Source organism: Halomonas sp. BC04, from assembly GCF_000568385.1.
Genome location: NZ_AZQX01000058.1, coordinates 1 through 12,884, shown reverse-complemented (window position 1 = coordinate 12,884; position 12,884 = coordinate 1). Strand labels below are relative to the sequence as shown.

Sequence of the window (12,884 nt, the reverse complement as noted above, 5' to 3'; positions counted from 1 at the left end):
GGTGCTCCGGAACATGCAGGAGCAGCGCGTTCAGCGCCTGGTTGTGCTCAACAACCCCGATGACAAGGCTCTGGCCGGCGTCGTAAGCATCAGTGATATCGCCAGCAAGTGCCAGGATGACGAATTGGCCCGGGAAATTGTCAACTGCAGCAAGCATTATCATTGACAAGCCCTGGCAAGCCATCGTGTCAGACGCCAGCGCGGCGTCGCCGTCGCTGCTCTCACATCGACGGACTACCGACGCTGGCGTTTGGCTCGTCCTGGTCTCGAGCCGGTGCCACGCCAAAGCCGAGCACCCGGTTGCCTTCAGCGATACCGCTATCCCAGCCAGAGTCCATCAGGTCGCGGGTCGTCAAATCGAGAATACCCGCCGCATTCAGGTGCGCTTTCCAGAATGACTCGCCGCGCTCTCCATCGCCCGCCTTGCCATTGATGATCAACCAGTCACGCATCGTGGTATCTCCTTACCCCTGCGTCCCGTGCACCATGAGCTTAGTCAGCCATGTGTTTCGATGCATCGAAGATTTCTCGCTTGGGTAATCAAATCTCGAGGGGCTTTGAGCGGATAACCATAGGTGCAACGAGGCGCGACAGAAGAAAGAAGCCGTAAAAATGGCACACAATTCAGAAAGAAATGCCCCTGCTGAGGCCTGTCTACAGAGGTGCCGGGCATGGTTCAATTTGCCGTCCCCGAGACCCTGGGAGACGGCAGATTTTCTGCTATGTTCGAGCAGAGAGATCCCAACCCAAGAGGTAACGCGGCAGGAGGTAACGTGGCAGCCAATACCCTGACAGAGAACGTGCCCGACACGATGGCAGCGATGCTGCTGACCGGCCATGGCGATATCGACAAGCTGGTCTACCGTGAAGATGTGGCCACGCCGAAGCCCGGCCCGGGCGAAGTGCTGGTGCGGGTCACGGCGACGGCCAAGAACAATACCGACCGCAAGGCCCGGGAAGGACTCTACCCGACAAAGGACAAGGGCGAGGTAACCTCCTTCGCCATGGGCGGCGAACCGACCCTGACCTTTCCGCGCATCCAGGGGCCGACGTGGCCGGCCGGGTGGCGGCCGTGGGCGAAGGGGTGGATCCCCAGCGCATCGGCCAGCGGGGGCTGCTGGACTTCAACCTCTACCCCGATGCCCGACGCAACCTCAACCTGATGCCGGACTACTACGGTCACGGCGCCGACGGTGGCTTCGCCGAATATGTCGTCGTGCCCTCGGACCAGTTCCACCACGTACCCAATGCGGAACTCGCGGATGCAGAGCTCGCCTCCTTGGGCATGTGCTCCTACCAGACCGCCTACCACATGATGACGTCGGCCAATGTGGCCGCAGGCGAGCGGGTCCTGGTCAGTGGCGCCAGCGGGGGCGTTGGCACGGCCCTGATCCAGCTGTGCCGCATCGTGGGAGCTACCCCCTATGCCGTCAGTCAGCCCGACAAGAAGGATGCTCTGCTGGCCATGGGTGCCGAGGCGGTGATCGACCGCGGCGACCTGCCCACCTTCGTCGATCGGGTACTGGAAGCGACCGATGGCGCCCCGATCGATGCGGTGATGGATCTGGTCGGCGGCGAGATGACCGACCGCTTCATCGACACGATGATCGTCGACATGAAGTGCCGCTCCACCTATCCGCGCCTCTCCATCGCCGGCGCCAGTGGCGGCAACCTCAGCGAAATCATGTGGACCCGGATCTATCTCTATCAGGTGCAGATCTTCGGCGTCTCGCACGGTACGCGGGAAGAGGCGGAGCAATTGATCGAGTGGATACGGCAAGGACAGCTCAAGCCGGTCCTGCATGCGGCCTTCAGGCTCTCCGACCTGCACCGGGCCGAAACCTATTTCGTCAACCGTGGCAGCAACTATCTGGGCAAGATCGTCATCGTTCCCGACGCCCAGTGGGATGAGCACGGCGCGCCCTTTGCACTCGAGGAGACGGCATGAGCCACGAATTGACGCTGCGCCTGATCGATACCCATGCCGGCGGCGACGTCAGCCGGATCGTGATCGGCGGCATCGATCCGCTGCCCGGCGATACCGTACGTCAGCAGATGGAGTATCTGGAGAACGATGCCGACGGCCTGCGCCGGCTGCTGCTGGACGAGCCCTACGGGATTCCCGAGATGTCGGTGGATCTCATCGTCCCCGCCACCGACCCCAAGGCCAGCATGGGTTACATCATCATGGAGGTGATGGGCTATCCGATCTATTCCGGCTCCAACACCATCTGCACGGCCACTGCGCTGCTGGAGAGCGGCCTGATTCCCAAGCAGGAGGGCCAGCAGCGCTTCATGCTGGAATCCCCGGCTGGGCTGGTGCAGATCGAGGCCCGGGTGGAGAAGGGGGTGGTCGAGGCCATCACCTGTGGTGGGCTGCCGAGCTACATCGATACGCATCGCGCACGCATCCACGTTCCCGAGGTGGGCGATGTCACCTACAGCATCGCCTATAGCGGTGGCTTCTACGCCCTGGTGGATGCCGAGGAGCTGGGCTTCTCGCTCAAGCGGGAGGAGGAGCGGGCGCTGGCCGAATGCGCCCACCGCATCGTCGAGGCGATCCAGGCCCGCAGCGGCTTCTCCCACTACACCCTGGGCAATGTGGGGCCGCTGCCCTTTCTGCACTTCATGGGCCCGGTGGAACAGATCGCCGACGACTTCTACCGTTCGCGTTCCGCCACCTACGTTCATCCGGGCGTGATCTGTCGCAGCACCACGGGTACCGGTACTTCGGCGCGGCTGGCACTGATGCACTACGAAGGCACCATCAAGCCGGGCGACCGCCTGGAAACCGTCTCCCTGCGCGAGACCGGTTTCATCGGCGAGTTCGTCTCGGCGCGAGAGGCCGGCGGCAAGCACCAGGTGGTGGAGAACACCATCACCGGCAAGAGCTATGTACTGGCCCGTTCGGAGATCGTGATCAATTGCGATGACCGCATGGTGGAGTGTGGCAGCCTGCACCATATCCTCAGCAGCCGGCATGGCTGACAGGTAACGTCGGGCGGCGCCTGGCTATTGGCCAAGGGGGGCCGCCATGACTCCCCTCGTTGGTTCCACCGGGCCTCGGTCAATGGACCAGGCTACTCTCCCGACTGGGCTCGCGTTTCCAGCGCCGTGAGATAGTCGCGAATCCGTGCGGCGTTGGCGCCAATGTCGCTGCGGCCGATGCGTGAGGCGGAGCGCATGTCCACCCTGACACCGTCTTCGCTTTCGCGCAGGCGGATGACCACGTCGTCCTTGAAACCGAACCAGGTGGTGGTGGCAACGGCCTCGATGATGCCATTGTCGACGGCTGTCAGCTCCCAGCCGGCGGCTTTTACCTCTGCCACGGCAGCATCGAAGGCCTCCGACAGGGGCATCGACAGCGCCAGCGGCGCGATATCCGGATAGGCCTCGCGCTGCTGCCGGGCGAAGGACTCGCCGGGGTACGCCACGGCGTTGGGCGCAGCTTCACGGGCCTCCACCAGCGCCCTGAAGGAAGGAGGGTCCTCGGTATCGGTGGTGATGTCATGGATCGCCGGCACTGTCCGAGCCTGTTGCAGGTGCGTCAGCGGCACGATCAGCAGCATGACGCTGCCAATCAGGACCAGGCCGCCGGTCAGTGCCGCCCCGGTGCGCCGACTGAAGGCGGCTATCACCAGGGAGATCAGGCCCAGGCCGGCCGCGGCACCGGCGGCGTAGACCCCGTATCGCAACAGGCCGAAGGCACCGCTCAAGGAGAGCCATTCCAGGCGGTAGGCTGGCCCCGCCGCGGTCATCAGCAGGGTCGCCAGGCCGAGCAGAGCCAGGGCGAGCAGTGCCGATACCGACGGCCAGCGTCCACCTCGACGCGCTGTGTGCATAGTGCTGTCCTCGCCTTTGATGGGCTTCATCATGAAGAGCGCCCCTCGCACGCATAGGCGCCTGAACCATTTGCTCCTACGCTAGGAAGGCGTGTCCGAGAGTCTTGCCTGACTGGGTGTGCTTATCAAGGCCCACCGCCGCATGACTCGCAGCCATCCCCTGCTTGCAGCCTATCCGACCGCTGTATCGAGGAGCGAATGAAGACGAGTTCCCCTGCCGTTTTTCGCGCATGTCTACTCAGCCTGGCGAGCCTTCCGGTGTTGATTGGCTGCGCAGTCCCTTCGACGAACGCAGCCGGGGCTGAGTTGGCGCAGCTGGAGGCAGGCGATAGCAAGCTCCACGCCGCAGACGGCACTCTGCTGCTTCACATCAAGGATATTCCCGGCAGCATCCGGGTCGATGCCGATACCGAGTTCGGCGCATCGGCGCAGTTCACCGACGCTTCTCTGTCGCCGGACGGGGAGTGGCTGGCGGTTGCTACCGACGGTGCCGCCCACAGTGCCGGCTGGCTGGTGCGGGCGGGAAGTCGCGACCCCAAGCCGGCCGCGTTCCAGTACGGTGGTGGCCTGGCGCTCGGGCCCTGGAGCGAAAGCGGACGCTACGTGGTCTTCGAAGCCGAGAGCCCGGCACCGAGTCATACCCTGGCCGTGGTCGATCGCCAGAACCTGGGCGAGACGGTCAGCGAGAATTCCACAGCGATACGCACGCCGGACCATGAGGAACAGGTGCCCGCCCACACTCGCTATACCGCCGTTGAATGGCATTCAGGCGAGCTGGTGTTCGAGGTCGATGGGGCACGCTATCGCTACGACCCGAAAAGATCGATGGTGATTGCTGAATAAGCAGAACCAGGATCCATCCTGCAGGGTGTCAATGTGCTCATTGCGGCAGGCTGCCAAGCACCTTGTAATGCACGTTAATCTTCGGTGACGAAGCGGCTTCTTTCGCTGACGTTTTGCTGCGTGCTTATTCTGTATCACTCACGGCTGGCGACCTATGTTGTAGGGGTAGTTCTTGACTCTAGGAGGGAGTGTCATGAAAAGGAATGTTATGAAAAGAACACTACTGGCGGTTGCCATCGGCGCGATTTCCGCCGGCCTGGCAGGTGGCGCCTTGGCCCAGGATGCCGAGGACGATACCGAGCTCAACGGCGATGCGACAATGAGCGAAGAGCAGCCCGAGCAGTACAGCGAAGACAACCAGGATGCGATGGATCAAGACGACCTGGATGCCGAAGGCGACGATGTCGAAGACTATGAGGAGATGGATGCCGACGACGCGTTCGATGAAGCGGGGCCGGCCGAGGCCACGCTGGATGAGTCGCTTGGCGCCCTGCAAGTCAGCGAATTGGAAGGCATGACCGTCATCAATATGCAGGATGAGGAGATCGGCGATATCCAGGAAGTGGTCAAGCACAACGACACCGGCGATCTTCATGCGGTCATCACCGTTGGAGGCTTCTGGGGCATGGGTGGTACGGACATCACGCTACCGCTGGCAGAGATGCTGCTGGAGGACGATCAACTGGTATTCCAGCAGACCTATGGTGAAGATGAGCTGGAAAGTGGCAACGAATACGATGAGGAGCGCTACAGCGAAGTGGATGACGATATGACCCTGTCGGAGGCCTGGGGACGTGACTAGCCGCGAGGGATAACGTCACGGCCAGGCAGCACAGGGTGAGCGGTGAAATACCATACAAGCTCCAGGGTAAGGCAAGGCCACTGTGCCTTGCCTTTCTTTTTTGGCACCCGGTGTGATCTTGGTGCACCGGCCCGGCAGGTCGATGGCGATGGAATCTGTCAGACTAGGGGCATTACTGAACTGAAAACAGCAAAGGGGAGCACATGAACGAGACGAACAAGCCCTGGGCCCAGCCAATGCCTGAGCAGCAGTTTTCCCTGATGCGGCAGATTCTTGATGCACCCAGTCCAATCGGCCTGGAGGGTGCCATGACCTACGGCGTGCTCAAGCCCTATTTCGAGCGTTTCGCCCCGGGCGACTGGCACCTGCACCAGTACAAGGGGCACGCCGGGGTGGTGCTGGACACTCATCCGGGCCGGGACGACCTGCTCAAGGTGATGATCATCGGCCATGCCGACAAGATCCGTATGCAGGTGCGCAGTATCAGCGACGATGGCAAGATCTGGATCAACACCGACGCTTCCTGCCCACCGTGCTGATCGGCCATGAGGTCAAGCTGTTCAGCGAAGATCCCGAAAGGCCGGGCAGCTATCGCATCATCCGGGGCGGGACCGTGGAAGCGCTGGGCGCGATCCACTTCTCCGACCCGGCCCAGCGTGATGGCAGCAAGGGCATCAAGAAGGAGCAGATCTACCTCGACCTGCAGATCCACGGCGAGAACAAGAAGCAGCAGGTACTCAACCTCGGCGTGCGTCCCGGCGACTCGATCATCTTCGACCGGCCCATTCGCCCTGGCTTCAGCCCCGACACTTTCTACGGCGCCTACCTGGATAACGGCCTGGGTTGCTTCGTCACCGCCGAAGTGGCGCGGCTGATCGCCGAGGCCGGCGGCACCGAGCAGGTACGGGTGCTGTTCGCCATCGCCAGCTACGAGGAGATCGGGCGCTTCGGTAGCCGGGTCCTTGCCGGGGAACTGCGCCCCGACGTGGTGATCGGGGTGGACGTCAACCACGACTACGTGGCGGCCCCCGGCATCGGCGACCGGCGCATGCAGCCGCTGGAGATGGGCAAGGGATTCACCATGTCAGTGGGTGCCATTGCCAGCGAGCAGCTCAACCGCATCATCGAGACCACTGCCCGGGAACACGGCATTCCCATGCAGCGCGACATCGTCGGCGCCGACACCGGCACCGACGGCATGGCCGGCGTGCTGGCCGCCGTGGATTGTGCCGCCACCTCCATCGGATTCCCGATTCGCAACATGCACACCATCTCGGAGACCGGGAACACCCAGGATGTGCTGGCCGCCATCCATGTGCTGACGCACACGGTTCAGGCGCTGGACGCTCTGCCGGACCCGCATCGCGAGTTCCTCGACAACCACCCGCGTCTCGATGAGGCCCAGCACCTTGTCCACCAGGGCTCGGCCAAGCCCGAGGAAGAAGGCCAGAAACGCCAGACTCCAACCCACCAGCAGAAACATCCCTCTTGAGGAACCACCGAGACGGGAGCCAAGGCTCCCGTCTCAATGCCGCCGTCATGAAACCTGAAGCTCCACTCGCCACTCAGGCTCGCCGCCTGCTCGAAGCGGCACCAGCCGCCACGCTGCCGATGACCTATCAACAGCTCGCCGAAGCGCTGGGTCTCAAGCCTCCGCGCACCATCCAGCGGGTCGCCCAGGCACTGGAAACCCTGATGCGTGAAGATGCCGAGCAGGGGCGGCCCTTCATTGCGGCGCTGGTCGTCAGCCGCCGGGGCGAGAACCTGCCAGCGCAGGGCTTCTTCGATCTTGCCGTGGAACTGGGGCGCTTCCGGGCGGATCCCGGGCAGCATGAATCGGCCTACCGGGAGGAGTTCCGTCGGGCGCTGGAGGAACGCGACGGCGGATGAGTCAGGGGGGCAGGGCCTGACGAATATCAGCGAGTGGCTGCGGCTGCGGCTGCGCTTCGGTTCGCGAATGGTGGCGGTGAAGGGGGAGGGGCAGGCGGGGAAACGACGGCAGGTAAGACGGCTGGCGTGTCGTAGCGGCGAAGAGGGTCGTCACGAACGGAGACGTCATCGCGCGCAGCAGGGCCGAGTAGTCGAGCCCGAAGCGGATCTCCGTGCCGGGGGCCAGGCGATGTGGCGTTTCCAGTACCAGATGGTCGCTGCTGGCGGCGAGAACACCGATGCCCTGTGGGCGGTGTCAGGCCGTCCGGGTCGACATCCTGCCGGCCGATGGCGGCGATCGTCTGAATGATGGTGCCGCGCTCGCCCATCGGCGTCGCTACGCCGAAAGCCGTCTCGCCGGTTGCGCCGCGTGGCACTGTGGGCTTGGCCAGCGACTCGATGACGGGTACCACCAGGGTCAAGGCATCGGTGTACAGCCCGCTCAGGGGCACTCGTGTGAGGGGGTCGCAGCCCAGCAGGATCGACTCACCGAGCCGCAGGTCGTTGACCCGGCCCGCGGGTGCGGCCAAGGCCCAGGCGAGATTGGCCGAATTCCCCCCGGAAACGAGCGGCAGGTGCAGGCCCAGCCTGGCCTCGATCAGAGTGGCCAGGGCAGACAGCTCGCCCATGTTATCGGCACTGGGCACGACACCGGCCCGACACGCCAGGTTGGTGCCGAGGCCGGCGAGGGTGACATGGGGCGTAAGCAATACGCGTCGGGCAATGTCGAGCACATCGCCGGGCATGACGCCCTCGCGCAGGTCGCCCAGCTCCACCATCAACACCAGGCCGTGAACCACCCCGCGCCTGCCCGCCGCCACTGACAGCGCCTTCACGACATCAAGCTCGCTCACCTGGCTGATATTGGCGGATGCCACTGCCCGTTCGGCCTGATCCGGCGTGGGCGATCGCAGCAGCGTCAAAGGGGTCTGTATACCCGCATGGCGGAGCGCTTCGAGGTTTTCGAGCCGTGAATCGCCGAGGCGCGACACACCTCCGGCGATCATGGCACTTGCCACCTCGGGTGAGCCCAGCGTCGCCTTGGTGACCCCGGTGACGTCGATACCACGATCGGACAGCAGCGTGACGAGGGCGCGGGTGTTGTACTCGATCTTGGCCAGGTCGACTTCGATGCGGGGGCAGATCACGCCATTGCCAGTTGCTTGCATTCCTTGAGTTCGGGAAAGGCGGTGGTGACCATGGCGACCAGCTCCGCCGGCTCGTGCCAGAGTGCATCGGTCGCGGGAATGCCAAGCTCGCTCTCGTATCGGGCGGCCGTCGCCAGAACCTCCGCCCTGGTCATGTCTTCATGGTTGATGGCAACGCCGATGACTCGGGTCTTGCCGAACAGCTCGATGAGCTTGATCTCAGAGAGGGGCGATGGCATCCGTACCTCGGGGTAGTCACTGAGCATCCGACGGGCCGGCGCATGCTGCATGATCACCGCTTGGGGACGGCTGGCGCGCAACACCACCGTCGAGCTCAGGTAGGCCGGGTGGCTCAATGCCCCCTGGCCTTCGATCACGATGACGTCGGGACGCTCGCCTTCATAGGCGGCAAGCACGGCCCCCTCCAGTTCGCCAACGCCGAACTGGGCGGGAATGGCATCCAGCGCCACGCCATAGGCGGCGCCCTGCATCAGGCCGGTCTGCCCCGTCCCCACCATCACGGTACGAATGCCGGCATCGTTGAGCGCCTGGGTCAACAGCGTCGAGGTGGTACGCTTGCCGATCGCCCCATCCGTGCCCAGCACGGCAATGCGTATGCAATCGACGTCACCGATGGCGCCATCGAACATGCGCAGGTGCTTGGTGGGGCGTGGTCGGCGGATATCGTGAAGTGTCACCCCGGTGGCGAGTGCCGCCGCCGAAATCTCCGGGTCATCCGCCAGGAACTCGTGCAGGCCGGATACCACGCTGATGCCTGCCGCCACCGCTGCCAGCACCACGGCGCGGTCCGCCTCGGACATCAAGCCAGACAGGGGCGCCAGTCCGAAGATGAGCACATCGGGCAGCGCTTCGGTTCCGGCTAGCGCTGCCGCCAGGTCTGCCACGATGGGGATGCCCGCCGCTGCCTCGCCGAGTGCGATACCCGCGTCTTCACCGGCCAGTGTGCTGTCGATCACGGAAAGCAGGCGATACTTCTCGCTGCTGCGCACCAGGCCGTTGGCCGTCTTGCCATCGATTCGATTGAAATTGCCCTCGCAGTACACAACGGCCGATTGACGGGTATCGGCGAGTTGTGTCGCGGTGTCGATAATGGTTCGAAGGGAATCAGGAAGCATGAATCGCAAACCTCAGGTCTGGACTCAGAGGAGGCGACAGGAAGGTCCCGGCCGTGAAAGCGACAGTCAACGAGAGGTCTCCACCAAGGGAAGTGGACGTCCGTCACCATACACACTTCGGGTGCCGGTGTATGTTCGTCAGCAGACAGAGGTCGTGCATGACCGCGGCCCGCTGTCGGTGGGCAAGGCGTTCTCGCTTCTCATGCGTGAGTACGAGCCCTTGCCCTATCTGGGCGACCTGATGTTCTGGTGGTTGCTCCAGCGGCTGATCGACGCACCGCAGCCGCTGCTTATCATCAGTGACAACCTGGACGAGTGGCCACAACGGCAGCTGGCTCTCACGGAGCGAGGACGGGACTTGCTTGGCCGGTGCAACGCCTGAACCGGCAGGCGCCGGCCAGCCGGTCTGGCGTGCTACCGACAGAGGTCACATCTGGGAGAGCAGGTAGTTCGGCTTGCCCAGCATCTTGATCAGCCGCAGCTGCTGCTCCAGCCAGTAGGCGTGATCCTCTTCGGTATCGGCCAGTAGTCCCAGCAGGATGCTGCGAGTCTGAAAGTCCTGCTCCCGCTCGCACAGGGCGATGGCCTCCTTCAGGGCGTCGCCCACTTCGTACTCGAGCTGGAGGTCGTTGGCGAGCATTTCCTCCACGTCCTGGCCGACGCGAACCGGAGTGCGGGTGTGCATATCGGGCTTGCCTTCCAGGAACAGGATCCGCTCGATCAACTGCTTGGCATGGCCCTTCTCATCGTCGAACTCGTGGGCAATGCGCTCATGGAGCTTGCCAAGCCCCCAGTCGGCATACATCTCGGAGTGGATGAAGTACTGGTCCATGGCGGCGAGCTCCGCCGCGAGCAGGCCGTTCAGGGCATCGATGATGTTCTGTTTGCCTTTCATGCGAATCCTTGAATGTTTCGTGCAGGGGGTATCTGACTCATCCTATGGTGAATTGAAACAATGGTCAATTTTCCTTTAAATTCAGCTATTTGATATTGTTCTTGTGTGCGATTCGCATTCATTTTGCATGCGAGGGATTGAGCCGCCGCCGAGGCGTTTTCCTATCTGATATGCCCAGATTCCAGTAGCGCTGAATTTCAAGAACCGCTATCTTGCATCTTATAAGTTGCCTTAATGGTATAAATGCAGCATATGAGGTGCAAATGAACCTCCCTGATCAATATCGACAGCGGCGGCTGGCACTCAATCTCACCCAGCAGGGGCTGGCCAGCCGCACTGGCATGGTGCGTCAGCAGTACCAGCGCCTCGAGCGTGGTGGCAACCCTCGTCTGGACACGCTCGAACTGGCTGCGGATGGGCTCAACGCCAGGCTGATGCTCATCCCGCTGGAAAAATGGCATGCCGTGCAGGCCCTGTTGAAGGGCGAGACAGGCGAGACCAAGGGCCTCGATGCCGATCCTTGGCAGGGCCTATTGGGCGATGAGGAGCACAACGAGGCAGGGCGCAATGAGGAATGAAGCGGTCGAGATGCTGCGCCTCGAGCTGCATGGCAGCCGGGTGGGCTATCTGGCCGGTTATCGAAGTGGACGCAATGTCATGGTCTTCGATGAAGCCTGGCGGCTCGATGATTCGCGCCCTACGCTGTCGCTGACCTTGCATCCCGATTTTCCCCGCGCCGCTGAACTGATGCAGACACCCTGGATTCGTCAGCAACGCCTGCACCCCTGGTTCTCCAACCTGTTGCCGGAAGGCGCGCTGCGGGAATGGTTGGCTCAGCGACTCAAGGTGCATCCGGATAATGAGTTCCCTCTGTTGGCGAGCCTGGGTCATGACTTGCCTGGTGCCTTGCGTGTCTTCCCCGTGCTTCCCGATGAGATGCCTGACTGGGTGCTCAGCCATCGGCGCAGTATCACGCCGGTCAGGCGGGTCGCCGAGGTGGGGGGCGGTTTTTCCCTTGCCGGTGTGCAGATGAAATTCTCCATGCGTGAGCGCGATGGCCGCTTTCACTTTGGCCATGCCGACGAGCTCGGCGACTGGATCGTCAAGACACCCTCGACGCGTCACCCTCAGGTACCGGAGAACGAAGCCACGGCGATGTGGCTGGCTCAGAGCGCGGGCGTCGAGATTCCCGAGATTCGCCTGATTCCGTTGAGTGCGCTGGAGGGACTGCCCACCATCAACCTGCCGGATGAACAGCTGGCCTATGCCATCCGTCGGTTCGATCGTGAAGGTGAACAGCGCATTCATGCCGAGGATATGGCGCAGATAATGTTTCGCTATCCCCACGAGAAGTACGCCGGCCCCAGCTACGAGCGCCTGGGTCGGTTGCTACGAGAGTTCACGGCCGATGGCCTGGCCAACGTGCAGGCTTTTGCGCGCCGCCTGCTGGTGGACATCCTGCTGGCCAACGGCGATGCGCACCTCAAGAACTGGAGCCTTCTCTACCCGAACCGACGTACACCACGCCTTGCCCCTGCCTACGATATCGTCACCACGCTGGCTTACCTCGAAGGCGACCATCAGTTGGCACTCAACCTTAACGGAAAGAAGGATTGGTATCGCCTGGGTGAAGAGGACTTCCGGCGTTGGTCAGAGCGGGTCGGTATCGCCTGGCCGGCGATCCGGACGGTACTCGACGATACCCTCGAGCGGGCTCGTGCCCAGTGGCCAGGCCAGCTTGGGGACATGCCCATGGCGGAAGGGCACAAGGCGATACTGCGGCAGCACTGGCGCAACCTGGCGCCAGAGTGGCGGATCGCTCCTGCTCGATAGGGCTCAGTTCACATTGGTTGAATGACCCGCAAGGATTGACCTCAGCTTGCCGATGAAAGGGCTGGCAATTCCGCCAGCAGCGGCTCCCCCGCCAGGGCTTGCTGCAGGCGGGTGACGAGGATATCCACGATGGCGTCGTTCTCACCCACCAGTCGTGTGGTGGTGACGTTCAGGCCGGGGGATCGGGCCATCGCCTGTTCACAGATCTCCGCGATATCGCCGCCTTCGCCGGCGTGGCGCCCGGGGGAGAGGAACAGCATGGAGAGAATCACGTCGCCCTGGGCCATGGAGGGAGCGGCCAGCAGGTCGACCAGCAACGGCTCGTTGAAGCGGTAGGCCTCACCTTCGCGTCGCTCCATGGAGGCGAAGGTGACACAGCTGGCCTCATCGGCCAGCAGCACGCTGAGCTGCSCGGCGAGGTAGTTGCGCACCGCCGTCACCTCCGGGATCGGGCTG

Annotated in this window: 13 protein-coding genes and 2 pseudogenes; 9 read left to right on the top strand and 6 right to left on the bottom strand. The window is 63.1% G+C overall.

Annotated elements, in window-relative coordinates; genetic code table 11:
• Window positions 1-221: 221 nt before the first annotated feature.
• Complete coding sequence (locus tag Q427_RS04395) at window positions 222-452, bottom strand: hypothetical protein (protein ID WP_043511366.1); 231 nt, start codon at window positions 450-452, stop codon at window positions 222-224.
• Window positions 453-812: 360 nt separating this feature from the next.
• Between Q427_RS04395 and Q427_RS04390 the strand changes: the two are divergent.
• Window positions 813-1,948: pseudogene (locus Q427_RS04390) on the top strand (alcohol dehydrogenase catalytic domain-containing protein).
• A complete protein-coding gene (locus Q427_RS04385) occupies window positions 1,945-2,988 on the top strand; it encodes a proline racemase family protein (RefSeq protein ID WP_043511364.1) in 1,044 nt (347 codons plus the stop codon). The pseudogene Q427_RS04390 and the gene Q427_RS04385 overlap by 4 nt, the downstream one beginning before the upstream one ends.
• A gap of 92 nt (window positions 2,989-3,080) precedes the next feature.
• Here Q427_RS04385 and Q427_RS04380 read toward each other — a convergent pair whose 3' ends face one another.
• Entirely contained in the window at window positions 3,081-3,842 is a 762-nt protein-coding gene (locus Q427_RS04380; RefSeq protein ID WP_043511371.1) for a DUF1499 domain-containing protein, read from the bottom strand.
• A gap of 306 nt (window positions 3,843-4,148) precedes the next feature.
• Between Q427_RS04380 and Q427_RS04375 the strand changes: the two genes are divergently transcribed.
• From Q427_RS04375 to Q427_RS04360, 4 genes and pseudogenes are all read left to right on the top strand, one after another.
• Window positions 4,149-4,685 carry a hypothetical protein gene (locus Q427_RS04375; RefSeq protein ID WP_043511362.1) on the top strand — a complete coding sequence of 179 codons (537 nt, stop codon included), beginning with the start codon at window positions 4,149-4,151 and terminating at the stop codon, window positions 4,683-4,685.
• A 193-nt stretch (window positions 4,686-4,878) separates the two neighbouring features.
• The gene (locus tag Q427_RS04370; protein WP_231613402.1) at window positions 4,879-5,487 is read left to right on the top strand and encodes a PRC-barrel domain-containing protein; all 609 of its coding nucleotides are present in this window, start codon (window positions 4,879-4,881) and stop codon (window positions 5,485-5,487) included.
• A gap of 203 nt (window positions 5,488-5,690) precedes the next feature.
• Window positions 5,691-6,979 (top strand): annotated as a pseudogene (locus Q427_RS04365) (M20/M25/M40 family metallo-hydrolase).
• Between the two features lie 47 nt (window positions 6,980-7,026).
• On the top strand, window positions 7,027-7,377 hold the full coding sequence (locus Q427_RS04360; protein WP_043511357.1) for a hypothetical protein: 351 nt from the start codon (window positions 7,027-7,029) through the stop codon (window positions 7,375-7,377).
• A gap of 26 nt (window positions 7,378-7,403) precedes the next feature.
• On the opposite strand, the gene Q427_RS04355 is transcribed toward Q427_RS04360, so the two are convergent.
• Together Q427_RS04355 and Q427_RS04350 are read right to left on the bottom strand one after the other, a co-directional pair.
• Window positions 7,404-8,585 (bottom strand): alanine racemase, encoded by a 1,182-nt coding sequence (locus Q427_RS04355; RefSeq protein WP_197030506.1) that lies wholly within the window; start codon window positions 8,583-8,585, stop codon window positions 7,404-7,406.
• Window positions 8,561-9,700 (bottom strand): DUF1611 domain-containing protein, encoded by a 1,140-nt coding sequence (locus Q427_RS04350; RefSeq protein ID WP_081785815.1) that lies wholly within the window; start codon window positions 9,698-9,700, stop codon window positions 8,561-8,563. Before Q427_RS04350 ends, Q427_RS04355 begins: the two co-directional genes overlap by 25 nt.
• Window positions 9,701-9,854: 154 nt before the next feature.
• On the opposite strand from Q427_RS04350, the gene Q427_RS04345 reads away from it, so the two are divergent.
• Window positions 9,855-10,082 carry a hypothetical protein gene (locus Q427_RS04345; RefSeq protein WP_155833454.1) on the top strand — a complete coding sequence of 76 codons (228 nt, stop codon included), beginning with the start codon at window positions 9,855-9,857 and terminating at the stop codon, window positions 10,080-10,082.
• A gap of 45 nt (window positions 10,083-10,127) precedes the next feature.
• On the opposite strand, the gene bfr is transcribed toward Q427_RS04345, so the two are convergent.
• Window positions 10,128-10,595, bottom strand: a complete 468-nt coding sequence (gene bfr / locus Q427_RS04340) for a bacterioferritin (RefSeq protein ID WP_043511344.1) — start codon at window positions 10,593-10,595, stop codon at window positions 10,128-10,130.
• A gap of 263 nt (window positions 10,596-10,858) precedes the next feature.
• Here bfr and Q427_RS04335 point away from each other — a divergent pair, with 263 nt between their 5' ends.
• Window positions 10,859-11,173: a helix-turn-helix domain-containing protein gene (locus Q427_RS04335; RefSeq protein WP_043511342.1), complete on the top strand. Its 315-nt coding sequence runs from the start codon at window positions 10,859-10,861 to the stop codon at window positions 11,171-11,173.
• Window positions 11,163-12,428 (top strand): type II toxin-antitoxin system HipA family toxin, encoded by a 1,266-nt coding sequence (locus tag Q427_RS04330; RefSeq protein ID WP_043511339.1) that lies wholly within the window; start codon window positions 11,163-11,165, stop codon window positions 12,426-12,428. Before Q427_RS04335 ends, Q427_RS04330 begins: the two co-directional genes overlap by 11 nt.
• A 41-nt stretch (window positions 12,429-12,469) precedes the next feature.
• Here the strand turns inward: Q427_RS04330 and Q427_RS04325 are convergent.
• The coding region (locus Q427_RS04325) for a sirohydrochlorin chelatase (RefSeq protein WP_043511337.1) at window positions 12,470-12,884 on the bottom strand (415 nt) is incomplete at its 5' end.